This window comes from Flavobacterium algicola (genome assembly GCF_022399565.1).
GTDB lineage: Bacteria > Bacteroidota > Bacteroidia > Flavobacteriales > Flavobacteriaceae > Flavobacterium > Flavobacterium algicola.
The window spans coordinates 120,783-146,927 of the sequence record NZ_JAJTUT010000005.1 but is presented as its reverse complement, the minus strand read 5'-3'; the positions used below and the strand labels follow the sequence as shown (position 1 = coordinate 146,927).

Below are 26,145 nucleotides of genomic sequence, written 5' to 3'. Positions count from 1 at the left end.
TTATTTATTAGCTGTTACTTTCCAGACTGTGTTTCCACTGTCATCATTTACGAGAAGAGATCCATCATTCATAACCGTAACAGCAACTGGTCGGCCATAAACTTCTGCTTTATCCGCATCGGCAATAAACCCAGTTAAGAAATCTTCGGGTTGACCAGCAGGTTTTCCATTTTTAAAAGGAACAAAAACCACTTTATAACCACTAATTTTTGCTCTGTTCCAAGAACCATGTTGCCCCACAAAAGCACCATTTTTATATTTTGCAGGAAACCCATCTTTATCATAAAAAGCAAATCCTAAAGAGGCAGTATGAGGACCAACAGAAACATCAGGGACAATTGCTTTTGCAGCCAGATCCTTGTGTGCTCCTTTCAGTCTTGGGTCCAAATTATTTCCGTAATAAGAATACGGCCAGCCATAAAAACCGTTTTTCTTAACACTTGTAATGTAATCCGGGACTAAATCATCTCCAATTTCGTCACGTTCATTAACGGCGGTCCACAGTTCATTGTTTGCAGGATTCCAGTCCATTCCCACAGGATTTCTAAGACCATATGCATAAATTATTTCACCGCTACCATCAGGATTTATTTCTAATATGTTAGCACGGCGGACTTCCTCGTCCATGCCATTCTCACCAACATTGCTTCCAGAACCAACCGAAACATATATTTTTGTACCATCAGCATTTGCTAGTAAATTTCGTGTCCAGTGATTGTTATAACCACCAGCAGGAAGTTCAAGGATTTTCTCTCCTTTGGTTTCTAATTTTAGTGGATTGTTTTGATAAGGATAACGATACAGTCCGTCTGTATTAGCGATATAGAAAAAGTCATTTAAAACAAGCATCCCAAAAGGCTTATTAAGATCAGAAATAAAAACATTTCTAGTCTCAAATTTTCCGTCCTTGTTAGTATCACGAAAAACGGTAATTTGATTTTTACTGGATCTGGTACCGCTTTCAACCACAAAAATGTCATTATTGGGAGCGATATAAGTCCAACGCGGATTTTCTAGCTTATCTGCAAATTTTGTAACAGTAAAACCTTCGGGTGCTGTAGGCGTTTTCCCTTCTGGCCATTCCACCATACTACTTTTTTTGGTTACAGATTCAGTCGCGTATGGTGGTGGAAGTGTCAAGTCACCCACCGCGGTTTTGACTACAATTGAGGGCTGTTTTGCCAATTTTTCTTTCGTTTCTTTTTTTACCTGACCGTTGCAGGATGCCAAGAATAGTAACGATGCTGTTGATAATATATGTATTGCTTTTCTCATTATATTGTAAATTAGATTTTTGAGACAATTTACTAAATTTAAAATATGTGAGAAAATTGTGTATAAATATTAAGTGATTTTTAACATTTTTAGTAAAATATAGCTGAGTTTATTTTGATACTTAGTTTTAGTTCTAATATTGTATCTTTGCCCTTTATTTTAAATTCCAAAAAGTGATTCAACTACATGACAAGACATTTGTACCTTTTATTTCTGCTCAAGAAATAGACAGTGCAATTCAAAGTTTAGCACAACAAGTAGAAGCCGAATTTGGACAAGAAATCCCAGTGTTTATTGGTGTTCTTAATGGGTCATTTATGGTTGTTTCAGATTTTATGAAGCATTATCAAAAACCATGTGAGCTTAGCTTTATCAAAATGGCATCTTATCAAGGTACCACTTCCACAGATGTTGTAAAGCAACTTATAGGTATCAATCAAGATTTGTCGGGACGTTCAGTTGTAATAATTGAAGATATCGTCGATACAGGAAATACCTTAGTAGAGCTCAAAGAATTATTCAAAGCTCAAAATATTAAGGAACTTAAAATTGCCACTCTTTTTTTCAAACCAGAAGCGTATAAAAAAGATATTAAAATCGATTATATCGGTATAAGTATTCCAAACAAGTTTATTGTAGGATACGGTCTGGATTATGATGAATTGGGACGCAATTTGCCAGAGGTATATCAGTTAAACGAATAAAAATTTTAAAAAAGAAAATAACTACACATAACTATCATGATTAACATTGTTTTATTTGGGAAACCAGGAGCAGGAAAAGGAACTCAAGCTGAATTCTTAAAAGAAAAGTATAATTTGACACATCTTTCTACGGGAGATATTTTTCGTTTCAATATGAAAAATGATACCGAATTGGGGAAATTGGCAAAATCATATATAGAATTAGGAGACTTAGTACCAGACGAAGTGACAATCAAGATGCTTGAAGAAGAAGTGAATAAAAACGCAGATTCAGCAGGATTTTTATTCGACGGATTCCCGAGAACAATTGCACAAGCAGACGCTTTAGATGCATTTTTAAAAAGTAAAAGTTGGGAAATTACGGCAACTATAGCATTAGAAGCAGATGATAATATTCTTGTAGCGCGCTTGCTAGAGAGAGGTAAAACTTCTGGTAGAGCAGACGATCAAGACGAAGAAAAAATTCGCAACCGTTACCAAGAATATAATGAGAAGACAGCACCGCTTATTGGGTACTATCAAGAACAAAACAAATTTCGTGCAGTAGACGGTATCGGAACAATAGAAGAGATTACACAAAGATTGACACAAGTTATAGATAATTTGTAGCAATTCCAGCTGTACGTTGCAAGTCCTCGTTCAAAAAACTATTTTTCTAATGCCTTAAAAGAAGCTTCTTTCAGTCGCTCTTGTAAGCCAAGAAAAATTAGTTTTTTGACCTCCGGGCTTTCCACTGCCATCTGGGCTAATAGAGTTCAAGAGGCAGCAGCTACAAACAAAACAACATTTATCTTTCACCTCATAATTTATAAAAAGTGGAAATAGTTATAATTTTTTTTCTGATACTCCTTAACGGACTTTTCTCCATGTCTGAAATCGCATTGATTTCAGCAAGAAAAAACCGTTTAGAATCTGCTGCAAAAAAAGGAAATAAAAATGCTAGAATTGCTCTAGAATTGGCTAATTCTCCAAATAAATTTTTATCAACGGTACAGATAGGTATTACTTTAATCGGAATCTTAACGGGTATTTATAGTGGTGACAAAATCACCACCGATGTGCAGGATTTTGTGAATACAATTGAGGTATTAAGACCTTATGCGTCCACAATTGCAGTTGGTATTGTAGTCGTTATTTTAACTTTTTTCTCTTTGGTTCTTGGGGAGTTGCTTCCCAAACGTATTGGGTTAAATCATCCAGAACGCATTGCCAAGTTTGTAGCGATGCCAATGAGAGTTGTATCTGTTGTTACAGCTCCATTTATATGGTTACTTACAAACTCAACAGAATTTTTATTGAAGGTTTTGCAAATTAAACCTACGGCAGACGGGCGAGTAACTGAAGAAGAAATTAAAGCCATTATAAAAGAAGGTACTGAAGGTGGGGAAATACAGGAAATTGAGCAAGATATTGTAGAACGCGTTTTTCATATAGGGGATAGACGAATTAATTCGTTAATGACACATAGAAAAGCAGTAGTGTTACTACCCTTAAATGCAAACAAGGAGGAAGTACGTAAATTTATTTTAGAAGAAATTCATTCTATTTACCCAGTTTATGGAGAGAATTACGATGATATAGTTGGTGTTGTCGAATTAAAAAATATTTTTGCAGACATCGAGAATGACGATTTTAGTTTGCAAAAGAGCATGAGCGAAGCACGTTACATGATGGAATATACTTCTGCTTATAAAGCATTAGAAGAATTTAAAAAATCAAGTGTTCGTTATGCATTAGTTTCAGACGAGTACGGTGTTTTTCAAGGTATGATTACTTTAAATGATATATTAGAAGCATTAGTAGGAGATGCATCAGATTTTCATAAAGAGGAATTTCAACTCCTAGAAAACAAAGACGGAAGCTGGCTCGTAGACGGACATTATTCTTTACACGATTTTTTAACGTATTTTGAATTAGACGATTTAATAAATGATTATGAGGTAACTACTGTTAGCGGATTAATCATGACCGAATTAACACATATACCAAAAGAAGGCGAGATCTTAATTTGGAAAAAAATGGAATTGACCGTCGTCGATATGGATGGCGCTAAGATTGATAAAGTAATGGTAAAGACATTACAAAAATAATATGGTTTGCGCCTAGTTTTCAGTTGTAGTTGCTACTGAAGATAAGGAATGCGACTAAATACTTTAGGAATTATGACAGAAGGAAATTTTGTAGATTATGTAAAAATATTTGTTTCATCTGGTAAAGGTGGAAAAGGATCTACACACTTACATAGAGAGAAATTTATTGAAAAAGGTGGACCAGATGGTGGTGATGGAGGTCGTGGAGGTCATGTGATCTTGGTAGGTAACAAAAGCTTATGGACTTTATTTCACCTTAAATTTGCACGTCACGTAAAAGGTGGACATGGTGGTGATGGTGGTGGTGCTCGTAGTACTGGTGCCGATGGAGATGATAAGTACATCGAAGTTCCATTGGGAACGGTAGTAAAAGATAAAGAAACAGGTGAAATACTTTTTGAAATCACTGACGATGGAGAGAAGCAAATTTTATCTCGCGGTGGTAAAGGTGGTTTAGGGAACTGGCATTTTAGAAGTTCAACAAATCAAACACCTCGTTATTCACAACCAGGTTTACCAGGTGTAGAGATGGATGTTATTCTTGAGCTAAAAGTTTTGGCCGATGTAGGATTGGTAGGTTTTCCAAATGCAGGAAAATCAACTTTATTGTCTGTATTGACATCTGCAAAACCAAAAATAGCCGATTACCCGTTTACTACTTTAAAACCAAACTTAGGAATTGTGGCTTACAGAGATTTTCAATCATTTGTAATCGCAGATATCCCAGGAATTATTGAAGGTGCTGCTGAAGGTAAAGGATTAGGACACTATTTTTTACGCCACATTGAGCGTAATTCAACATTATTATTCCTAGTGCCTGTAGATACTCCAGACATAAAAGGAGAATATGATATTTTAGTCAATGAGTTGACGAAATACAATCCAGAAATGCTCGACAAAGAACGTTTATTAGTCATCTCAAAATGTGATATGCTAGACGAAGATTTGCAAAGTGAATTAAAAGTAGAATTAGACGAAGCTTTTCAAAATATTCCTTATATGTTTATTTCATCTGTAGCCCAACAAGGTTTGACAGAGTTGAAAGATAAACTTTGGAAAATGTTGAATGAATAACAATTTTAAGTTTTATAAAAGTGAGCCCGATATTTTATCGGGCTCACTTTTTTTATAATGGTAAGGAATAATTATAATAGATAAACTAAACATTACTTATTATAATTATCAAATAAATATTCGAGTGTTTCATTAATATTGTTGGCTTCGATTTTTGGATAAATTATCTTTTTATCCAACCAATTCTCAATGACCATTGCAAAATCATCTCCTGCATCATATACTACAGGAACCCCTAGTTTTCTTAAGGCTTCTGCGTTACATTCTTGCTCATAATGATTTTTTATAGGGATAGATAAAATTTTCTTTTCGAGGTATAGCGCTTCAGATGGAGTCTCAAAGCCGCCTCCAGTAATTATTCCATCACAACTTATTAAACTTTTATTGAATTTCTTCTGGTTAACTGGGAAGTATGTAATGTTATTAATTGTGTGTTGCTTCTCTACAGTATCCAAAAACCAGTGAAAATGTGTAGTCGATAAAGAGGAGAATGCTTTCTCCAAACAGTCTTTATCGAAGGAAGGAAGATAGACAGTAATGTGTCCTAAGTTGTTAGGATCTGCATTAATTATTTCGTCCTTGATAATAGGGGGACGAATAAAAGAATCATATTTTGCAAAATGCAATCCTATATTTTGCGGTGCTGGTGCATAGTGTTTAAATATGAGTTCACCCATCACGCTTCTGTTTTGTGGTCTAGGAGTATTACTCGATATAAAACTTGCCTGATGACCAAATTGTACTGAGTGTACTTTCTGCATTTTACAGGCCAATGCGGTAACCGAATCAAAATCGTTGATTATTACATCATAGTTTTTTAATGGTAGATTATCAGCATCTTTATAGATTTGACGCGGTCGAATATTTTTTATAATGTTAGGATAATGTAAACCACCACATTTGCTGTAATACAGACTACAACCTTTGCTCTTAAATTTGATAGGTAAATTAAAATCCAAGCTTGCATTATTTCCGCTGAGAAAAAAGTCAACTTCTCCAAATTTTTGTAGATAAGGATATAGTTGCGTTGCCCGACTAATGTGTCCGTTGCCTGTGGCTTGAATAGCATAAAATATTTTCATTTGGTTTTGATAATAGAGCTTGATAAAATGATTTAGAAACAAAAGATTTTAGCTCCAATTGTACATGACTAATGTAGAAGCTAATTGTTAGGTCAACATATTTTAAAGTTTTTATTACCGTTATGATTTTATTAGTTTCTTTTATTACTGAGGTTCTTCAAAAAATAGAGAATTCCTATATTTTTTTCTTTATTTTTGAAGAATGAAATATGTATTACTATTACTTTTCCCGATACTATTGTTTTCTCAAACCAGTTACGAGAAAGCCAAAGAAAGTTTTGATATGGATAAAAGCGAGCGCTCTAAGAAACAATTTGAATTAACTTTAAAAAGTGATCCTAATAACCTAAATGCTTTAGAAGGCTTAGGCGATATCGCAGGTTTTAATAAGTATTGGGATCAAGCACTACAATATTATGGTAAGCTCAAGGTATTAAAACCGACAGGCGCTGATTATCATTATAAATATGGAGGAGCACTAGGAATGAAGGCTCTTGAAGTAAATAAATTTAAAGCACTTGGTATGATTAGCGATATCAAAGGCTCTTTCGAAAAAGCCATTCAGCTAGAGCCCAAACATATTGAAGCACGCTGGGCCTTGATAGAATTGTATCTCAAATTACCGGGGCTTATTGGCGGGAGTGAATCCAAAGCTACTACTTATTCTAATCAACTATTATCTTTGTCGCCTGTAGATGGCTATTTGTCTAGAGGTCATATCGAGGAATATTATGAGCGTTACAAATCGGCAGAGGTGTTTTATAAAAAGGCTATTGTAGTAGGAGGGTCGAAAAATGCATACCAAACTTTGGCTAATCTTTACAAAAATAAGATGAGTGCGCCAGAAAAATCAAAATCCATATTAGAAGAATACAAACAGAAAAACGCAACCAAGTAACTTAAATTAGTTGCAGTTACCATAGATAAAGAGTAAAAATAAATGAAAACACATTTTATAGCTATAGGAGGAAGTGCGATGCACAATTTAGCCTTGGCACTTCATAACAAGGGATATCAAGTTACAGGGAGCGATGATGCTATTTTCGAACCATCTAAATCACGTTTAGATAAAAAAGGCATCCTTCCAGCTGAATTGGGATGGTTTCCAGAGAAAATCACGCAGGATATAGAAGCTATTATTCTGGGGATGCATGCCAAAGCAGATAACCCAGAATTATTAAAAGCACAAGAATTAGGATTGAAAATTTATTCATATCCTGAATTTTTATACGAACAGTCCAAAAATAAAACACGTGTAGTTATTGGAGGATCACATGGCAAAACAACGATTACTTCGATGATTTTACATGTAATGCATTATCACAATATCGAAGTTGATTATATGGTAGGTGCACAGTTAGAAGGCTTTGATACAATGGTACATCTTACCGAGACAAATGATTTCATGGTGTTAGAAGGTGATGAATACTTGTCTTCGCCAATTGATAGAAGGCCAAAATTTCATTTATACCAACCCAACATTGCTTTGATTTCAGGAATTGCTTGGGATCATATTAATGTGTTTCCGACCTATGATAATTACGTGGAGCAATTTGAGATTTTTATCGATAAAATTACAAACGGAGGTATTTTGGTTTACAATGAGGAGGATGCAGAGGTGAAGCGTGTAGCTGAAGCTGCAAATTGTCCTATTCGAAAATTACCTTATACCACTCCAAATTATAAAGTTGAAAACGGAACTACTTTGCTAGAAACTCCAGAGGGTGATATGCCAATTGAAGTTTTTGGAGCGCATAATTTGAATAATTTAGCTGGAGCCAAATGGATATGTCAAAATATGGGCGTAGATGAGGCTGAGTTTTATGAAGCTATCGCTAGCTTCAAGGGAGCGTCAAAACGCTTAGAAAAAATAGGAGAGAGTAGAGGGAAAGTTGCTTACAAAGACTTTGCACATTCACCCAGTAAGGTGGCGGCAACGACGAAGGCTGTAAAGGAACAATACCCTGATCGTAAACTCATCGCTTGCCTGGAGTTACATACTTATAGTAGTTTGAATGCCGCATTTTTGAAAGAATATGAAGGAGCACTAGAACATGCAGATATTGCTGTAGTTTTTTATTCTCCAGACGCGGTAAAGATAAAACAACTTCAAGAAGTAACTTACGATCAAATAGCCACAGCTTTTAACCGTAAAGATTTAATTATTTATACAAATCCCATAGCTTTCAAGGAATACTTGTTTGGATTAGACTTTAATAACTCGGCATTATTGTTAATGAGCTCAGGAAATTACGGAGGACTTAACTTTGATGAGGTAAAAGCATTGATGCAATAAGTTTTTAATATATTTTTTACAAAAGACTTTTGATTTAAGATGATGAAAATTTTAAATCAAAAGTCTTTTTCTATTTCAATAAGGATGTAAAGAGAACGCTATTTCTTTGAATGAAGATGAGTTTGTGTTTTCTCATAACTGTAAAATAGTAATGCTATAAATATTCTTATAAGGTATAAAGTTGTATGACAAATAGTTAAAACATCGTTGTTTTATGCAAATTAAAGTGTTGTGATACTCACTTTTGAACCATGTAAAAAATAGTTACGAGTCACAACGAAATTGTGAGGGTATATCTTTTTTTTATGTAGCTTAGCGTTATCGGTGCATTATCAATTACGTCAAGATATTCTGTATGGAAAACAATCATTTCCCAATAACTCATTGGTCTGAGGACGATAAACCTCGCGAAAAATTAATGCTCAAGGGCAAAAATGCGCTAAGTGATGCTGAGCTAGTAGCTATCTTAATTGGCTCTGGTAGTCGCAATGAGTCGGCAGTAGAATTAAGTAAAAGAATTTTAAACTCCGTCGGTGGTAATTTAAATGCTCTGGGTAAATTGTCATTAGCACAATTAGTCGAATTTAAAGGAATCGGTGAAGCCAAAGCTATATCGATTATGGCAGCTTCAGAATTAGGACGTAGGCGTAGGGCAGAAGATGCAGTAGAATTGACCAAAGTCACGTCAAGCAAATTAGTTTTTGAAATTATGCAACCTATCATTGGTGAATTGCCTCATGAAGAATTTTGGATATTATATCTTAATAATTCGAATAAAATTATTTCAAAACGACAATTAAGCATTGGAGGGATTACTGGAACGTTAGTAGATGTACGTTTAGTATTCAAGAATGCTTTAGAACTAGGAGCTGTTTCTCTTATTTTATGTCACAATCATCCATCGGGTACGTTGGTGCCAAGTGAAGCAGACAAGAATATTACAAAAAAATTGAAGATAGCTGGTGAGAGTCTAGAAGTTAAAGTTTTGGATCATTTGATTGTAACCGAGAATAATTATTTTAGCTTTGTAGATGAAGGAATTTTTTAAGCACAATGAGAACACACCCTATAAACCACGTTTTTTTTGATTTAGACCACACCCTATGGGATTTCGATAAAAACTCATCTTTGGCATTCGAAAAAATATTCAGTATAAGTCATCCTACTATTGAAATAGCATCTTTTATTAAAGAGTACATTCCGATTAATCAATCTTGTTGGAAATTGTTTCAATACAATAAAATAACACAAGAAGAATTGCGTTATAACCGTTTAAAGTTCTCATTTGATGCCTTGAGTTATTCAATAACAGATGATGAAATTGAATACATTTCTGAAAAATATATTGAGATATTGCCAGACCACAATCACCTCTTTGATGGAACTTTTGAAATTTTAGAGTACCTACAATCAAAGTATACCTTACATATCATAACAAATGGTTTTGCTGAGGTTCAGAGTAGAAAGATCAATAATGCGCTCTTAGCACCATTTTTTGCCACCATTACGAATTCAGAAATTGCAGGAGTTAAAAAACCAAATCCTATAATTTTTGAATATGCACTAAATTTAGCGAATGCCAAGAAGGAAAATAGTGTGATGATTGGCGATTCACTGGACGCTGATGTGCAAGGAGCTCTTGATTTTGGTTTAGATGCTATATTTTTTGGCGAAAGTAATGCAGCTGTTTCTTCAACTATTAAGCAAGTGAATCATTTATTAGAAATTAAAAAATATCTGTAAAACAAGCAACAACAATTTTAAATAAATACCATAAACATGAAAACAAAAGTATTATTACTACTAGCACTTATTAGCAATTCAATATTTGCACAATCAATAAATGACTATGCAGCTGTCATAGTTCCCGTTAAATATAGTTTTCAAAGTGAGGAAAATCAATTTAGACTTTCGACTCTAACAAAATTTAATTTGGAAAAAGCAGGTATTGTTGGCGTATATTCAAATGTTAATTATACAAATGATTATCCAGATAGATGCAGCCTTCTTACTGCAGATGTAGTAAAATCTTCGGGGTTTTTGGTCACCAAATTAACCATAGAATTTAAGGACTGTTATGGTAATGTAATATTTACATCAGAAACAGGTAGAAGTAAAGAGAAAGATTACGGTGAAGCCTACAGAGAAGCATTAAATGATGCTTTTACCTCAGTCATCAATTTAGGTTATAAGTACAACAGCAAAGCGAGCGCTACGAGAGTTAAAGAGAGTGTAGTACCATCACAAAATACCAGTGCAACTGTAGCAATCAATCCGGTTTCTTCTGTAGCAGTAAGTAATAAAGATGTTCTTTATGCACAGCCTAATGAGACAGGTTATCAATTAATTGATCAATCTCCAAAAGTAGTTATGAAATTGATGAAAACAGGAAATCCAAATTCATTTATTGCTATCAAAGGGGATATTCAAGGAATTTTGTCGCTAAAAGACAATAAATGGTTCTTTGACTCTTATAAAGATGGAGTCTTAATCTCAGAACTAATATTAGTAAAATTTTAAATATAATTCAATAATATAAAAATGCCTTTTGATGTAGTTAAACTTCAAAAGGCATTTTTTATTTTTAATAATTGTATTTATCTTTCCACCTGTTTTTTAAAAATTCTCTAGTCGTATTTTCTCTAGAATTTTGACCAGGATTGTATAAAACAGTTTTGGATAATTCGTTTGGTAAATATTCTTGCGCTTCAAAATTGTTAGCATAATCATGTGAATATTTGTAATCATCACCATACCCCAACTCTTTCATTAATTTGGTCGGTGCGTTCCGCAGATGGATGGGCACAGACAAATCGCCTGTTTGCTTTACCAATTGCTGCGCTTGATTTATTGCCATATAACTTGAATTACTCTTTGGAGATGTAGCTAAATATACTGCACATTGGCTCAAAATTATTCTACTCTCAGGATATCCAATCGTGGTCACTGCTTGAAAAGTATTGTTTGCCATTATCAAAGCTGTAGGATTGGCATTACCAATATCTTCACTGGCGGAAATAAGCATTCGTCTAGCAATAAATTTAACATCTTCACCTCCTTCAATCATTCTAGCAAGCCAATATACGGCTCCATTAGGGTCGCTTCCGCGTATTGACTTTATAAAAGCCGAGACAATGTCATAATGTTGTTCACCGCTTTTGTCATACATTACGGTGTTTTGTTGCACTAATTGTAAAACACGCTCGTTTGTAATTTCAATTTCGTCTCCACTGGAGGCATTTATGACCAGTTCAAAAATATTTAATAGCTTACGACCATCACCGCCCGAAAGTCGCATTAAAGCTTCTGTTTCAGTTAGAGTTATACTTTTTGTTTGTAAGTAAGGGTCGGTTTTCAACGCTCTTTGCAATAATGCAAGTAAATCATCCTTAGTAAAGGGGTTTAATATGTAAACCTGACAACGCGATAACAGTGCTGGGATCACTTCAAAACTCGGATTTTCAGTAGTCGCGCCAATCAATGTTATCCAACCTTTCTCTACTGCTGCCAATAATGAATCTTGCTGTGACTTGCTAAATCGATGAATCTCATCAATAAATAGTATTGGATTTTTGGTAGTAAATAATCCGCCGCTTTGCTTTGCTTTGTCAATTACTTCTCTAATATCTTTAACACCAGAATTGATCGCACTTAAAACATAAAATGGGCGCTTAGATTCTTGCGCTATAATCTGTGCCAATGTTGTCTTTCCAGTTCCAGGAGGGCCCCATAGTAGGAGTGAAGGAATAATTCCTCTAGCTATTTGCTGCGTGAGCGAGCCATTTGGCCCTACGAGATGTGCTTGACTAATATAGTGATCCAATGACTGGGGACGTATGCGTTCTGCTAATGGTGCTTCCATTTGTTTGCTCTTAAATAAAATTGTTAGCTGTATAAAAGTAAGATTTTACAAAATTAAGGATTCTATTTTTAATCAGGAGCTATTCCCGCTCTCCACTGTATCTTTTATGATCTCTTTAAAAAACGAGAACATAAAAGGATACCGTTACGATCGCGGCTAAAAATTAGTTTGGACTTTATCAACCTTTAATTTAACTCAAGGTATTTTGTAGCTGACATAATTGCACAATATCCTTCTTTGGATACATTCTTGCTTTTAATTTTCTAAAGTTAAATTTATGGAAGACGATTTTAAATTTTCTAATCGAGTTTGGAGTTCTCCACTTTTCTTTGTGTTATCACTTTGGGTAATTTATTGGCTTCAAATACGATTTGATTACGATTTTATAGAGAACGGAATACTTCCCCGTACTTTTTCAGGTTTACAAGGAATTTTATTTAGTCCCTTTGTACATGCAGATTTAAGTCACTTGTATAATAATTCCCTCCCTTTAATAGTGCTGTTGGCAGCGTTGCAATTTTTCTATTCAAAGGAGGCGACTTTAGTAATAGTATTAGGAATCGTACTGTCAGGATTAGGTACGTGGCTAATTGGACGGTCCAATTACCATATTGGTGCAAGTGGATTAATATATGTACTCTTCAGCTATATATTTTTTAAAGGAATTATGAGCAAGCATTATAGATTAGTAGCGTTATCACTTACAGTTATTTTAGTTTACGGTGGGATGGTCTGGTACATTTTTCCAAATCCCGAACCGTCGGGAGATGAGGTGATTTCTTGGGAAGGTCATCTTGCAGGATTAGCAACAGGATTATTATTGGCCTTTTACAAGAAAACACCAGAATATCAGAAACCCAAAAAATACGAGTGGGAACTTCCAGATTATAATGCCGCTGAAGATAAATTTATGCAACGCTTCGACGAAAATGGTAATTTTGTTAACCTCCCGGAACCCGAGCCTGAACCCGAACCTTATTTTTATTCTGATTGGAATATAAATTACGAGATTACCGCAAACAAAAAAGACGAATCAGAGCCTGAGCTCTAATTCGTCTTTAATACTAAATAGGTAAACCTACTAGCTATTTTTTAATTTGATTACCAACCTGGGTTTTGTTGTGCTGCCAGTGTTGGATTGGTATTTAATTCATTTATAGGGATAGGCCATAAGAATCTAAAGTCGTCTGCAGGTATTGCGAGTTGGAGACGAGGACCAGTATATTCTGTTCCAAGTGTGTATTCAGCGGCTAAAGGCGGTTCTGCATTTTTAAGTTTTGCAGGGATTCCAGCAGAGGGAGCAATATCATCCTTTTCAAGTCTTTGAATATCAGACCATCTTCTTCCTTCCATTAAAAACTCTATTCTTCTTTCAGTAAGAATTGCATTTACAATTAGCGTAGGCGTATTCAAATTAGTAGCAGTGTACGCTTGTGTTGCAGGCGTTGCAAGTGATCTATTTCTTACGGTATTTAACATCGTTAATGCAGATGTTAAATTAGGAGTAGTCAAACGTGCATTTGCTTCTGCCATGTTTAATAATACTTCTGCATATCTTATGATTGGTGAGCCGTCTGTAAAATTAGTGACATCCTTATATTTGTTCGTGTATATACGTCCTGAGATATTTTGAACCATACCTGTTAATGGAGTTGCATCTCTTCTTTTGTCATCAGTTAGCCATTTTGTATTTCTCCAGATAATAGGGCTTATGGCTACTAGTCTTCTTCCACCGTACATCGCTCCTAAGGCTCCGTTTGTTCCAGGATTAGCAGTGCTTGAATGTGATAGAGAGAAAATGGATTCAGTGTTGGTAAAATTTGAAGCTAATATAAATGGAGTTCCAGGACTTGCTGGTAAAGAGTATGTAGTTAATTTGTTGCCCTCTGTAATTACATTTGCCCAGTCTCTCTTTTGTAAATAAACTCTTGTCTTAAATGCAATAGCAGCATTTTTACTTGCTTTTGTAACGCTAGTATTTGTAATAAGGCTTTCGGCATCATTTAAATCGCTCAGAATTTTAGTGTAGCATTCTGCTACCGTATTTCTTGGTTTTAGTATTTCTGAATCAATTTCTACTTGTGTATTTATTCCAACCTCTCGATAAGGTATTCCAAGGTGAGATGCTGTAGGTGTATAATTATAACATCTAGCAAAATAATTAAGTAGTTCAAAATGTGTAATTGCTCTCAGGAATTTGGCTTGACCAATATAGTCATTACCAACTGCACTAGTAATAACTCCATTAGCTACTGCCGTATTCACTCCCTCTATCATCAAATTACATCTGTTTATTAGTCGATAACCGTCAATCCAATAGTACACATTATTTGCCGACCCAACGTCATAAGTTGCTGCATAAGTTATTCCATAAAAAGTAGCAGTAGTAACTACGTCTTCTCCTCTACAGTCTCCTTGCTCGACAAATGCGGCTCCCCATATATAACCCCTTCCTCCATTATTATCCGTGCTATTATATCTACCTATCGCGGCAGCATTATAAACTCCATTCATTGAGGCAAGGACATAATCAGCAGTAGTAAAGGCGTCTTCCTCTGCGATATTAATTATCGGACTTAAATCCAGTAAGGTTTCTTCTGAGCAGGAATGCATTCCTAAAACGACTACAGAAAGAAGTATAGTTTTAAATATATTTTTCATCTTTAAATTTTATTAAAAGTTAACGTTAATACCAAAGGAAATGGTTTTGGTACGTGGTGTCCCTATGTAATCTACACCTGAGTAATTAGCAACTTGAGTATTTTGCATTTCTGGGTTGATTCCAGAATAGTTTGTGATCATAACCAAACCTTGAGCCAATGCATAAATACGGAAAGTATCAATTTTAATTTTTGATGTAAACTTTCTAGGTATTGTGTAACCTAGTGTTATATTATCCAAAGTGATAAAATCCCCATCTTCTAAAAATCGAGTATTTAAACTACTTGATAAATTTGTGAAGGCGCTAGTATTTCCAACAATACGCGGTGTCCACCCGTCACCAGGATTATCAACACTCTGCCATCTTCCTAAAATCTCTGTACCATTATTTGAGAAGTCTTGTGTTAATAAATCTCTACGAGTAGCATTAAAAATCTTGTTCCCACCACTAAATCTTATCAAGAAACCTAAATCAACTCCTTTGTAAGTAAAAGTATTGTTAAATCCGCCATAGAATGTTGGTAAAGGATTTCCGACTACAGATCTATCTGTGGTGGAGCTTAACGAACTCTCTGTACCTGTTACGGCTGGGTTTGAAGGGTCATAAACATAATATTTACCTGTGTTAGCATTTCCTTCTACTAAACTGTTATCAGCTTTATAGTAAATAGGGTTTCCGGTCATTGCATTCACGCCGTAATATCTGTAACCATAAAGTGCTCTCAAAGGCTCTCCTTCTCGAATAATATTATAATCGTACGTAATGTCTTGACCATCAAACAGACCTGTAACTTTATTTTTTATTAGTGTAAGGTTTGCTGATACATCCCAAGTGAAATTCTCTTTTGTGTATTTGTAACTTGCAGTAAATTCGAGACCTTTATTATATAGAGAACCTATATTTTTATAAATGGTATTTCCTGGTATACCAAGTGAAGGAGCTTGTGGAGTTTCAAGAATTAACTGGTCTACATCGTTTAAAAAGTAATCAAAAGTAAATTTTACTTTGTCGTTAAATAATCCTAATTCAACACCGTAATCTGTTTTCTTACTTCTTTCCCATTGCAATTGGTTATTTTGAAACTGAGAATATCCAATACCATTTAAGGAGCCATAAGGTGAACTAGTAGTTAAACCTAAATACGGATATTTGCTGGTAGTTTCAGTATTACCAACCTCTGAGTATGAAGCTCTAACTTTTAAATCAGATATTACAGAACGTAAAGGCTCCATAAATTTTTCATTGGAGATTGTCCATCCTGCTGAATATCCTAGAAAGTTATTCCATCTTGTTTCTTCACCTAATTTTGAGATTCCGTCTCTACGAAGAGATGCCTGAATAAAGTATCTGCTATCATAGTTATAACTAGCACGTCCTACATATGACATAATGCCCTCTTCGTTCATATTACCTCCTGAATCTTTTGTAGTATATGAGTTGGTAACTAAACCTTGGTTATAAAAATCAGAAAGAATTGTGGTTCCTTGTCCCCAAAAGTTTTCATATTTCTGTTTTTGATATTCAGAGACAGCTGTTATTCCAATGCTGTGTTTTTCTGCAAGCGTTTTGTTATAATTTAAAATATTTTGCCAGTTGTAGCGGAAATATTCACTACTATCATTGTACAAAGTACCTTTTTGTGCAAAACCATCTCCATTTAAAGGGTTAAGGTATTGAAAACCTTTATTGGTAGAGCTGTCAACACTTCCTTGGATTTTAAAGTTTAAATCAGTCGTAATTTTGGCAGACGCAAATGTACTTGCTAATATTCTTGTAATTTTTGAAGAATACTTGTTTTTATCCATGATGTAAACAATATTTGGTAAACTGTTTGCAATCCCAGTTAAATTGTCCCATTGTCCCACTCTGTTATTAACTAAATCTATGTTATATCCTGTAGAATTCGCGGCATTATAGATTGGGATGTTAGGCAACATTTTAGTAGCTGCATATATGCTTCCCGATAGAGCGTTACCATTTGTTCCTCCAGTATTCAATCCATCGTATTCCGTTTTTGTTAATCCGATGTTAGTACCGATAGTTAACCACTTTGTCACGTTAGCATCAATATTTACGCGTAATGTGTAACGTGTCATATCGTTTGCTTTAGCTAGTCCTTCTAGATCAGTGCTTCCTAATGAAAAGTAAAATTTTCCCTTATCAGTACCACCACTTACAGATAAATTATTGTTTACTTGAGATGCATTCTTTTTTAAGGTTGCTTTTTGCCAGTCTGTATTAAATGTATCTCCAACTGCCCAAGTTGTTGCACCTGATTTTTCTTTTGATATTGTCAAAAAATCGGGTGTTTGTAATAAATCGTATGTTTTTACGGCATTAGAGAAACCAAATGAATTACTGAAACTAGTTTTAATAGTGCCTTTTTTACCACTTTTAGTGGTGATTAAAATAACACCATTGGCAGCTCTAGAACCGTAGATAGCAGTAGCAGCACCATCTTTCAAAATTTCATAAGACTCGATGTCGTTAGGATTGATGTCACCTAGTCCATTTGTTTGTGCAACACCACCGGTATCACCAGTAAGAATTGGCATACCGTCTACAATTACTAAAGGATAAGTCCCTCCAGTTATTGAGGCAATACCTCTAATTCTAAATATTGGTGCAGCACCTAGTATTCCAGAATTAGCAATAACTTGTACTCCTGCAGCTCTACCTGCTAATTGAGATTCAAGACTTGGAGTAACGAGATTATTTAAATCCTTTCCTTTAATAGAGGAAATTGATCCTGTTACCTCTTTTTTCTTTTGAACTGCGTAACCTATCAAAACAACTTCTTCTAGCTCTTCAGCTGAATTTTCCATTTTGATGTTCATCTTAGTTGATCCAGCAGTCACCTCTTGGGTTTTTGTGCCAATGTAGCTAAAAATTAATGTTTGGTTGGCAGATGCTATAATTGCATACTTTCCTTCCATGTCAGATTGAGTACCCGACTTTGTCCCTTTCACGAGAATACTTACCCCAGGGAAGGGTAAGCCTGTGTTGTCTGAAACAACACCTGAAACAATTCTTTCTTGAGCAAATGTGATTTGCGTCATAAGTACTACTGCTAGTACTAAGAGTCCATGTAATTTTAGCTTCATTTTAAATTTTGCTTTATGTTAGTGTTTCAAAAATATTAATAAAATGTTAATGGAATTGAATTTTACCTAATATTTTGAGCTTTAGTGCGTATTTTTTTCAGTTTGTTTGTTAACTTGATGTTAATATATTAATCGCGGTTTAATTTTATCTTTTTAATTATTAAACGTGATTTTATTTATGAAATTAGTAAAAGTTAGAAAGTGAAATTTATTTTTAAATGATAAATAAATTTAATTAAGTAAGAATTGGAGTAATAAACAGATGAAGAAAAAATTTATAATTTAAATAAAACGTCAGAAATGTTTAATAACTTAACATAATTAACACATAAATAAGCAAATAGCTTACTTATGATCATAGTTATTAGGAAGAGTAATTAATACAATTTAGCATTCTCTAACGATTTATTTGTTTCGATTTAAGGCGAAGTAGATAAATGTTGAATGTTTTCGAATGATTGAGTCTTAATCATTAAATTAGACTCTCAATTTTACCATTTTATTAAGTAAAAAAGTTTGTTCTGTGGCAAGTTTGAACTTTGGGAGATTGATGGTAATTAATATTTACAAAAGGATAGGTGAGAAGCTTTTACTAAATTAAGTAAACAGTAAAATTCCATCTTTTTCTAGTAAAAATATTTTCACCGCTTAATAAAATTTTTGAAATTCACTACTGTTTAGGTTGGTAGATGTTGAATGGTTTGTTACATAGTTCGAAGTGAATATGTGCTAGAGCTGAATTGTTAATATCAATGAGTATTAATAGCTCACTGTTGTAAATAAAAAAACCGAATCAAAGCATTTGCTTCAATTCGGTTCTAAAAATACCAAAATAAAATAATCGTATTTAATATACTTTTAATTAATTTCTTTGTCTCACAGCTTCGTATAAAAATGCTCCACACGCCACCGATACATTTAATGAGCCTATAGTACCAAACATGGGAAGTTTGGCTTTTTCGTCTACAATTTTAAGTACTGAAGGGTTAACTCCACGGTCTTCAGATCCCATTATAATTGCAACACCTTCTTTAAGCGAAATATCATATATATTCTTATCTGTTTTCTCTGTTGCTGCTACTGTTTTAATACCGCTTGCTTGTAATAAGAAAATTGCATCTTTAATGTGTTCTACTTTACATATTGGAATGTTAAATACGGCACCTGCAGATGTTTTTACAGTATCTCCATTTACGGGAGCTGAACCCGATTTTTGAACGATGATTCCATTCACTCCTGTGCACTCCGCAGTACGGATAATAGCGCCAAAGTTACGGGCATCTGATATCTGGTCCAAAATTAAAAACAATGGTGCTTTTCCGTTTTCCACAACAGTTTCAATCAGAGTTTCCAAATCAAAAAAGGAAATAGGAGAGATACTAGCGACAGCACCTTGATGATTATTGGGAGTAAGTCTGTTTAGCTTTTCGACGGGAACATAAGAAAAGTTAATGTTTCCTCGTTTCATTACTTTCATTAAATCCTTCATCAGTTCGCCTGAAGCTTCTTTTTGAATATATACTTTATCAACAGTTGCACCAGCCTGAATGGCTTCAATGATCGCTCTAATCCCAAATATTTGATGTTCTTTTTCCATGAGGCAAAGATATAAAAAAACCATCAGCGAAAGCTGATGGTTTTAAAATTATGTTATAATTTACGATAGGATATTAATTATTATCCCACCAAACCTTAGTTGTCAAATTAGTAACTACTGTCGCGTTTGGATTGTAGTTTCTTTCATCAGAAGGTGTTGGTACTCTTACAGGAATCGTAGTGATATTTCCGTTAGGATTTGCTACTAATGCAGGGAATCCAGTTCTTCTATAATCATTATAAGGTTCCAATGTTAAGAATAACGCATTGTATTTCTGTTGAATGATATTTGATAGATTAACTGTCGCAGTCGATGCTGCAACGAAAGCTGCTGTAGCATCTGTTCCAGTAATTTTAAGAACAGAAGCTTTAACACCATTTTCTAAAGCAGTTTTTGCTGCAGTAGTGTTTGCTAATCTAAATTGAGCTTCAGCTTCTATAAATTTAGCTTCAGCATAAGTAACGATTCCAACTGCTGATGTAGCAGATGCGTAAGCTGATCCAATATAAGAAGAGGTGGTAGTAGTTAAGTCAGTAGTAGCATTTCCGCTATATCCACCAGCTTTATTTTTAGCAGCAACAAATGGTAGTCTTGGATCATTAGCAGTTGCTAAGTTATCAACATAAAGAGCACCCATTTTTAAGTAATTAGTACGAGAAACTTCAAATGCATACCATTGATTCAATCCGTTAGCAGTACCAGGGAAATAAGTATTAGCATCATCATCGTTAGACGTCATACCAGATAGAGTGATATAGTCCAATGCATTTTGTGCAGCATTGGTATCTCTTTCTGTTAAGCGCAATGCGTATCTTGCTTTTAAAACGTAAGCAATTTTAATCCATTTCTCTGTATCACCATTGAAAATGAAATCATCTATTTCTGGTACAGCTACATTGCTTGATTCTGGTTTTTTCAGGTTTACAATTGCAGCATCCAAAATCGTTTGCAATCTTGCATAGATTTCTTGTTGCGTATTATATTTTGGAGTAATATTTCCTTGATCACCTAAGAAAGCTTCATCATAAGGTACATCTCCCCACATATCAGTTGCATATCCTAAACTGATGGCTGATAAAACTTGTCCAATTCCATTGTAATATGGATAGTCATCTGCAAAATCGCGATTAAGAATGTGACCACTTATTAATGTAGTTCCGTATATAGTATTCCATTCATTAAGAATGTCGCCTTCTGTTACAACATATCTAGTGTATGGTCCTAATTGGCCTATATCTGTACCTGTTAAATGTTGGTCAAATATGTTTCCTAGTCTAACTACACCACTTGTATGCGTACCAAATGTTGTTACTTCCATAGATGCTAATAACAAGGAAGGAGTGGTGATAATTGGATCATTAGGATTATCGTTAAAGGTGTCCAATTCGTTCTGACAGCTGCTGAAAGTAGCAATACTTAAGGCTGATAGAATTATTTTATTTATATATTTTTTCATTTTTGTCTCTTTTAAATTAAAATCCAATTTTGATAGTCATTATGAATGATTTACTTCCTGGGTTGTTAAAGTAATCAAGACCATTAATTCTTGATCCTGCTCCTGTTAAACTAGTTTCAGGGTCAACTCCTTCATAATTTGTATTCAACCATAAATTCCTACCAGTGACAGTTAATTGTGCTGAATTGATTGATTTCAATTTTGATACGTTAAAATCGTAGCTTAAACTTGCATCACGCAATCTAACCCATTCTACACTTGTTACAAATTGTTCAGCAGCTCCACCACCATCTCCTAAATATTTAGAGAAGTAATTTTGAGCGCTAATTGGAGTTGTATTAGGTGTTCCATCTGCTTTCACACCTTCAATTACGTAAGTGCGTTCTCTATCAGCTGAAGCTGCAGATATACCAAAGTTATTTAATCTAGCAACTGTACCATTGTAAACCTCTCCACCATGTCTTACATCTAGTAACGCTGATAATGTGAATTTTTTATAAGAGAAAGTATTTCTTAATCCTCCAACCCATTTCGGAGCTGAGTTACCTAAGTTACCAGTCTCGTCTGCAACTATTGCTAGTCCATTGTCACCGATAATTTTATTTCCATTTGCGTCACGTTCCCATTGTGTTCCGTAGAAACTTCCTAATGGTTGGCCTACTACTGCGTAATAACCGATTGATCCAAAAGCAGATTCTATAGATATTTCTGATAATCCTCCTGCAATGCTAGTAACTTCATTAACATTCTTTGTCCAGTTAGCATTAATGTTCCATTGAAATGGATTGCTTCTTTTAAAGATGTCATAACCTAATTCTAACTCTATACCTTTATTTGTTAGCTCAGCTGCATTCTTGTAAATTGAACTATATCCAGATGAAGTTGGTAATGGTAACGTAATTAAAAGATCTTTAGTCGTTTTAGAGTATAAATTCAAATCAAAAGAAAGTCTATTGTCCAGCATTTTTGCACTTAATCCTACTTCGTGTCCTAGTACTCTCTCTGGCTTTAATTCTTGATTACCTAATAAACCTGAAACTGTCATACCGTTTACCCCATCGTAAGGAAAACTAAGACCAGCTGTGTAACCATCAGTAATAAATGGTTGTGTATAAGTACTAATCGTTGCATATGTAGATGGTGCAATACCTACTTCTCCATAAGCATATGTTAATTTAGCAAAATTTGTCCAGCTTGGTAATTCAAATGCATTTGAGAATACCCATGATGCAGAAACTGCAGGGAAAATTGCGTTATTTGTAAGTGTACCATAAGTAGATGACCATTCTTTTCTTACAGATCCTGTAAGGAATAATTGATTATCAATATCAAATTCTAATTGGCCAAAAAGGGCTCTAGACATGATGTTTTCTTCATAATTTGAAGCATAAAGTTCAGTAGCATTAGATAAGTTGTATACGTATCTCACAGACAAGTCTTTACCTCTTGAGTAAACATCTTCATTATGTTTTGAACGTAAGTTAAGTCCTGCTGTATAGTTTACTTTCAACCATTCTGATTTCAAAGGCAACTCTCCAGCTGCAATAAAGTCAGCATAAAATTCTTTATTATTGATAGTGTTAAATGCAACTTCACCAATTCCACCTAAATCATCTCCTCTTGAAGAGATAGCAAATATTTGTTTTCTGTAATCAGAGTAAGAGTCAAAACCTGCTTTAGTTGTTAATGATAACCAACTTGCAGGTGTATATGTCAAGAACATATTACCTAATACGCGATTTACATCACTTGTTGCCGGATTTTCATTTACGGTGAAATAAGGATTGTCATAAAATGCATAATAATTAGCATTATTTCCCTCAGCATCTTTATAATTACGTAAGTCATAACTACCTGGTGCTCTCATTAAACTTAGCATTACTCCAGAAACATTACTTCCATTTTGAGCTAACACACTAGTAGTACGGGTATATTGTATACTTCCTCCAGTTTTCCATTTGTCACTTAGATTTAAATCTCCAACCAATCGAAGTGTATTTCTTTTTAATTCTGTTTCAGGAATCATTCCCTCTTGAGTAACATTTCCAAATGAAGCTCTAAAGCTTGCTTTTTTGTCACCACCGTAAACAGATAAGTTGTTAGTGTAGGTAACTCCAGTTTGGAAAAAGTTATCAATGTTGTCGTACATTGGAGCATTTATTGATGATGCCAATGGACCCCAACTTTGAGGAGCACCTGAGTTAATTGCTGTCGCTGTAGGATCATTTCCTTGTACATATAGGTTTTGTGTTGCTGGCAATTGACTTACATTGTCTAGCTGAAGAGATGTTGAAATGTCAATCCCTAGACCTTTATTGTTTGTACCTCTTTTAGTTGTGTAAAGAATTACACCATTTCCAGCTCTTTCTCCGTACAATGCTGCAGCTGCAGGTCCTTTTAATATCGAAACACTTTCGATATCATCAGGATTGATGTCTAATGCTCTGTTTGAGTTTCCAATACCAGATAAGTTTGCATTGTATGGATTATCTCCTGCGGTAGTTTGAGTTGTTGAATTGTCAATTGGCACACCATCGATTACAATTAAAGGATCTGACGATCTTGTGATTGTATTAACACCTCTAATAATAATTTTACTAGAAGATCCAGGAGTTCCACCAGAACCAATTACCTGAACACCAGCAGCTTTTCCTGCTAATGCTTGGATAACATTTGATTCTCCAGATCTAGTAATTTCTTCACTAGTAACTTTTGAAACTGCATATCCCAATGTTTTTTGGTCTCTCTTGATACCAAGTGCAGTAATTACAATATTATCAAGTTCCATTGCGTCGCTCATTAACTTTACATTAACAGTGTTGCTTGTTGCAGTTTTTTCTTGTTTTTTCATTCCGATAAAACTGAAAACTAAAACTTGTTGTGGTGTTGCTTTAATGGAATATTTTCCATCAAAATTTGTTTGTGCACCAGTCTGTGTTCCTTTGATGAGAATGCTTACACCAGGTAGGGGCATTCCTGCATCATCAGAGACAGTTCCTGAAACAACTCTTTCTTGCGCAATAATAAATTGCGTTGTTAGTACTAAGATAAGTACTAAGATTCTACTGAATTTTAGTTTCATTTTAATATATTTTGAATTAGTTTCACAAACATCTTAATAATATGTTAACTTTCCAAGTATAAAAAGCCAAATTATTATGCGTGCATATCAATTTTACGGTTTTAACAACAATTTAGCTTATTGTTGCAAATAATGTTTTTTTTAGGCAATTAAAAGTTAATATTATAATTCAGGCTAATTACAGAATTAGATAGGTCTGTTTTCTGATTTTTTTGTATTCCATTTGCAAATGTTAAGTGTAGTAAGCCGGTTTTAGTAACTAATCCAAATCCGAATCCTATTCCAGTTAAATATTCTAGTTCTGATTCTATTTGTGATGGATCTTCAAATAATGCATAGTCAATTATAGAATGTAAATAAAGATCAGATGAAAGTACATAACGATATTCCGTTAATAATGTGCTTGCAAATTTTGCTTGAAAACTATTTTCTGCAAATCCTCTTATAGTTGCTGTTCCTCCAAAGCGATGTAATTCATTCGTTAAATAAGTAGTGCTTTTTAAAAAATAAGTTTGGCTATTGAAGTACAAGTAATTTTTTTTATTTAATTCGAAAGTATAGCTTGCCTTGACTTCGGCATATAATTGGTCATTGGATTGTATTTCATTATTTAAATCAAGATTTTTTCGCTTTCCAAATCCTGTTTGAAATAGGAGTGAACTTTTGGTAGGAAATAATTTGCGCTCGTAGTCGTTATTAATATAATCGTAGCTGAAAGTGAAATAGGAGTTTTTATAATCCTGAATTGTTGCGGAGTTACTATTTTGAATATCGCTAGATTCAGTGAATTGTAAACCTGTATGTATACGACTGTTGTAATTAATAAGGTATCCGAGCGAAATTGCTGTCTTTGTGTTTTGAAAGGTGCTGTCTTGTTTGAGAATGTTGATCTCACCTTTAAGACCAATATTTGAATTAAAAATATAGGGGATTTCCAGATTGGTGGTAAATATTTTTTGGTCGTTTCCATTACTTTTCCAAAATAGTGAAAATTGCTCACCAGCTTTTATTGTATTTTCTAGTGTTAAGTCTAAATAGCCGTTAAATATTAGTTTACTGTTGTTATCTGTGTTGAATCCAATATACCCATCAAAATTATTCGATTTTCTTTTTTCTAAATAGATGTATATTTTAGTTGTGTCTTGAAGAAATAAAATTTCAGGATATTTAATTTGATTGACGAATCTGTATTTTTGTACATCTACGTAAATTTGATCAATTGTATTTTTATTGAATGTCTGATTTTTGTATTTGGAGTTTAATTGTTTGAGATGACCAGTTGGTAGAATTTTGTTTTTTCTATCGTCAATAAATTTTGCTGTTATTTCATTAACTTTCCTTGATCCCCCAATGTCAAAATTTAGTTTAGCTGCTAAATAGTCTTTCTTTTTTTGAATGTCAATTAAATTAAATTTCGCCAATGCATATCCCTTCTGTTCGGTCTTTTGTAAAATGGTATTTAAAAAATCATTTAAATGTGTATAGGGTATGGTGATGCTGTCTTTTTGAGATTTAATTATAGAGGTGTCAAAATTCAAAAGTGTACCTATATATATATGTATATATTTAATTTGTTTGCCTAATGCGAATCGACAACTGTAAGTGGAATCATTTACTATTCTAATACTTGATTTAACACTTTCGATATAGCCTATTGAGTTTAACTTAGTATTAGTCTTTTCTATTTCGTCGGTGATGGATTTAATGTTCTTGTGAATGCTGATGTAGTCTAAGGAGTCTATGACTATATTTTCTTTTGCATTACTTCCTGTTAGTTGTAAATAAAAGTTTTGAGCATTTAAGCTCAATAATGGTATAATTAGCAGGTATAAATATATGAATAGTTTCAAAAATAATTTTT

At 34.1% G+C, this 26,145-nt stretch carries 19 protein-coding genes; 10 read left to right on the top strand and 9 right to left on the bottom strand.

Annotation, left to right across the window (positions count from 1 at the left end):
• Window positions 1-1,275: a PQQ-dependent sugar dehydrogenase gene (locus LXH21_RS16120; RefSeq protein WP_239868280.1), complete on the bottom strand. Its 1,275-nt coding sequence runs from the start codon at window positions 1,273-1,275 to the stop codon at window positions 1-3.
• A 173-nt stretch (window positions 1,276-1,448) separates the two neighbouring features.
• On the opposite strand from LXH21_RS16120, the gene hpt reads away from it, so the two are divergent.
• From hpt to obgE, 4 genes are all read left to right on the top strand, one after another.
• The gene (gene hpt, locus LXH21_RS16115; protein ID WP_239868277.1) at window positions 1,449-1,979 is read left to right on the top strand and encodes a hypoxanthine phosphoribosyltransferase; all 531 of its coding nucleotides are present in this window, start codon (window positions 1,449-1,451) and stop codon (window positions 1,977-1,979) included.
• Window positions 1,980-2,015: 36 nt separating this feature from the next.
• Window positions 2,016-2,588, top strand: a complete 573-nt coding sequence (locus LXH21_RS16110) for an adenylate kinase (RefSeq protein ID WP_239868273.1) — start codon at window positions 2,016-2,018, stop codon at window positions 2,586-2,588.
• A gap of 257 nt (window positions 2,589-2,845) precedes the next feature.
• On the top strand, window positions 2,846-4,069 hold the full coding sequence (locus LXH21_RS16105) for a hemolysin family protein (protein ID WP_239868271.1): 1,224 nt from the start codon (window positions 2,846-2,848) through the stop codon (window positions 4,067-4,069).
• A 72-nt stretch (window positions 4,070-4,141) separates the two neighbouring features.
• Window positions 4,142-5,143, top strand: a complete 1,002-nt coding sequence (gene obgE / locus LXH21_RS16100) for a GTPase ObgE (RefSeq protein WP_239868268.1) — start codon at window positions 4,142-4,144, stop codon at window positions 5,141-5,143.
• A 92-nt stretch (window positions 5,144-5,235) separates the two neighbouring features.
• Here the strand turns inward: obgE and LXH21_RS16095 are convergent, their stop codons facing one another.
• Window positions 5,236-6,225, bottom strand: coding sequence for a glycosyltransferase family protein (locus LXH21_RS16095; RefSeq protein WP_239868265.1), 990 nt, complete (start codon window positions 6,223-6,225; stop codon window positions 5,236-5,238).
• A gap of 202 nt (window positions 6,226-6,427) precedes the next feature.
• Here LXH21_RS16095 and LXH21_RS16090 point away from each other — a divergent pair, with 202 nt between their 5' ends.
• From LXH21_RS16090 to LXH21_RS16070, 5 genes are all read left to right on the top strand, one after another.
• Window positions 6,428-7,123 carry a tetratricopeptide repeat protein gene (locus tag LXH21_RS16090; protein ID WP_239868262.1) on the top strand — a complete coding sequence of 232 codons (696 nt, stop codon included), beginning with the start codon at window positions 6,428-6,430 and terminating at the stop codon, window positions 7,121-7,123.
• A gap of 42 nt (window positions 7,124-7,165) precedes the next feature.
• Window positions 7,166-8,521, top strand: a complete 1,356-nt coding sequence (locus LXH21_RS16085) for a UDP-N-acetylmuramate--L-alanine ligase (protein WP_239868259.1) — start codon at window positions 7,166-7,168, stop codon at window positions 8,519-8,521.
• Window positions 8,522-8,876: 355 nt separating this feature from the next.
• On the top strand, window positions 8,877-9,569 hold the full coding sequence (gene radC, locus LXH21_RS16080) for a RadC family protein (protein WP_239868257.1): 693 nt from the start codon (window positions 8,877-8,879) through the stop codon (window positions 9,567-9,569).
• Window positions 9,570-9,574: 5 nt separating this feature from the next.
• Window positions 9,575-10,264 carry a YjjG family noncanonical pyrimidine nucleotidase gene (locus LXH21_RS16075; RefSeq protein ID WP_239868255.1) on the top strand — a complete coding sequence of 230 codons (690 nt, stop codon included), beginning with the start codon at window positions 9,575-9,577 and terminating at the stop codon, window positions 10,262-10,264.
• A gap of 36 nt (window positions 10,265-10,300) precedes the next feature.
• Window positions 10,301-11,041 (top strand): hypothetical protein, encoded by a 741-nt coding sequence (locus LXH21_RS16070; RefSeq protein ID WP_239868253.1) that lies wholly within the window; start codon window positions 10,301-10,303, stop codon window positions 11,039-11,041.
• A 64-nt stretch (window positions 11,042-11,105) separates the two neighbouring features.
• Here the strand turns inward: LXH21_RS16070 and LXH21_RS16065 are convergent, their stop codons facing one another.
• Window positions 11,106-12,383, bottom strand: coding sequence for a replication-associated recombination protein A (locus tag LXH21_RS16065; RefSeq protein WP_239868251.1), 1,278 nt, complete (start codon window positions 12,381-12,383; stop codon window positions 11,106-11,108).
• Window positions 12,384-12,660: 277 nt separating this feature from the next.
• On the opposite strand from LXH21_RS16065, the gene LXH21_RS16060 reads away from it, so the two are divergent.
• A complete protein-coding gene (locus LXH21_RS16060; RefSeq protein ID WP_239868249.1) occupies window positions 12,661-13,434 on the top strand; it encodes a rhomboid family intramembrane serine protease in 774 nt (257 codons plus the stop codon).
• A gap of 50 nt (window positions 13,435-13,484) precedes the next feature.
• Here LXH21_RS16060 and LXH21_RS16055 read toward each other — a convergent pair whose 3' ends face one another.
• The 6 genes from LXH21_RS16055 to LXH21_RS16030 form a co-directional block, all read right to left on the bottom strand.
• The gene (locus LXH21_RS16055; protein WP_239868247.1) at window positions 13,485-15,044 is read right to left on the bottom strand and encodes a RagB/SusD family nutrient uptake outer membrane protein; all 1,560 of its coding nucleotides are present in this window, start codon (window positions 15,042-15,044) and stop codon (window positions 13,485-13,487) included.
• 12 nt (window positions 15,045-15,056) lie between these two features.
• A complete protein-coding gene (locus tag LXH21_RS16050; RefSeq protein ID WP_239868245.1) occupies window positions 15,057-18,149 on the bottom strand; it encodes a SusC/RagA family TonB-linked outer membrane protein in 3,093 nt (1,030 codons plus the stop codon).
• 862 nt (window positions 18,150-19,011) lie between these two features.
• On the bottom strand, window positions 19,012-19,746 hold the full coding sequence (gene rlmB / locus LXH21_RS16045; RefSeq protein ID WP_239868243.1) for a 23S rRNA (guanosine(2251)-2'-O)-methyltransferase RlmB: 735 nt from the start codon (window positions 19,744-19,746) through the stop codon (window positions 19,012-19,014).
• A 73-nt stretch (window positions 19,747-19,819) separates the two neighbouring features.
• The gene (locus tag LXH21_RS16040) at window positions 19,820-21,202 is read right to left on the bottom strand and encodes a SusD/RagB family nutrient-binding outer membrane lipoprotein (protein WP_239868241.1); all 1,383 of its coding nucleotides are present in this window, start codon (window positions 21,200-21,202) and stop codon (window positions 19,820-19,822) included.
• 16 nt (window positions 21,203-21,218) lie between these two features.
• Window positions 21,219-24,284 carry a SusC/RagA family TonB-linked outer membrane protein gene (locus LXH21_RS16035; protein WP_239868239.1) on the bottom strand — a complete coding sequence of 1,022 codons (3,066 nt, stop codon included), beginning with the start codon at window positions 24,282-24,284 and terminating at the stop codon, window positions 21,219-21,221.
• A gap of 149 nt (window positions 24,285-24,433) precedes the next feature.
• Window positions 24,434-26,134, bottom strand: coding sequence for a BamA/TamA family outer membrane protein (locus tag LXH21_RS16030; protein WP_239868237.1), 1,701 nt, complete (start codon window positions 26,132-26,134; stop codon window positions 24,434-24,436).
• Window positions 26,135-26,145 lie beyond the last annotated feature (11 nt).

Coding starts and splice junctions, on each gene's coding strand:
- LXH21_RS16110 (WP_239868273.1), top strand. CDS start 2,016: ATGATTAACATTGTTTTATTTGGGAAACCAGGAGCAGGAAAAGGAACT.
- LXH21_RS16120 (WP_239868280.1), bottom strand. CDS start 1,275: ATGAGAAAAGCAATACATATATTATCAACAGCATCGTTACTATTCTTG.
- LXH21_RS16070 (WP_239868253.1), top strand. CDS start 10,301: ATGAAAACAAAAGTATTATTACTACTAGCACTTATTAGCAATTCAATA.
- LXH21_RS16050 (WP_239868245.1), bottom strand. CDS start 18,149: ATGAAGCTAAAATTACATGGACTCTTAGTACTAGCAGTAGTACTTATG.
- obgE (WP_239868268.1), top strand. CDS start 4,142: ATGACAGAAGGAAATTTTGTAGATTATGTAAAAATATTTGTTTCATCT.
- LXH21_RS16065 (WP_239868251.1), bottom strand. CDS start 12,383: ATGGAAGCACCATTAGCAGAACGCATACGTCCCCAGTCATTGGATCAC.
- rlmB (WP_239868243.1), bottom strand. CDS start 19,746: ATGGAAAAAGAACATCAAATATTTGGGATTAGAGCGATCATTGAAGCC.
- LXH21_RS16085 (WP_239868259.1), top strand. CDS start 7,166: ATGAAAACACATTTTATAGCTATAGGAGGAAGTGCGATGCACAATTTA.
- LXH21_RS16055 (WP_239868247.1), bottom strand. CDS start 15,044: ATGAAAAATATATTTAAAACTATACTTCTTTCTGTAGTCGTTTTAGGA.
- radC (WP_239868257.1), top strand. CDS start 8,877: ATGGAAAACAATCATTTCCCAATAACTCATTGGTCTGAGGACGATAAA.
- LXH21_RS16075 (WP_239868255.1), top strand. CDS start 9,575: ATGAGAACACACCCTATAAACCACGTTTTTTTTGATTTAGACCACACC.
- LXH21_RS16035 (WP_239868239.1), bottom strand. CDS start 24,284: ATGAAACTAAAATTCAGTAGAATCTTAGTACTTATCTTAGTACTAACA.
- LXH21_RS16060 (WP_239868249.1), top strand. CDS start 12,661: ATGGAAGACGATTTTAAATTTTCTAATCGAGTTTGGAGTTCTCCACTT.
- LXH21_RS16105 (WP_239868271.1), top strand. CDS start 2,846: ATGTCTGAAATCGCATTGATTTCAGCAAGAAAAAACCGTTTAGAATCT.
- LXH21_RS16090 (WP_239868262.1), top strand. CDS start 6,428: ATGAAATATGTATTACTATTACTTTTCCCGATACTATTGTTTTCTCAA.
- LXH21_RS16095 (WP_239868265.1), bottom strand. CDS start 6,225: ATGAAAATATTTTATGCTATTCAAGCCACAGGCAACGGACACATTAGT.
- LXH21_RS16040 (WP_239868241.1), bottom strand. CDS start 21,202: ATGAAAAAATATATAAATAAAATAATTCTATCAGCCTTAAGTATTGCT.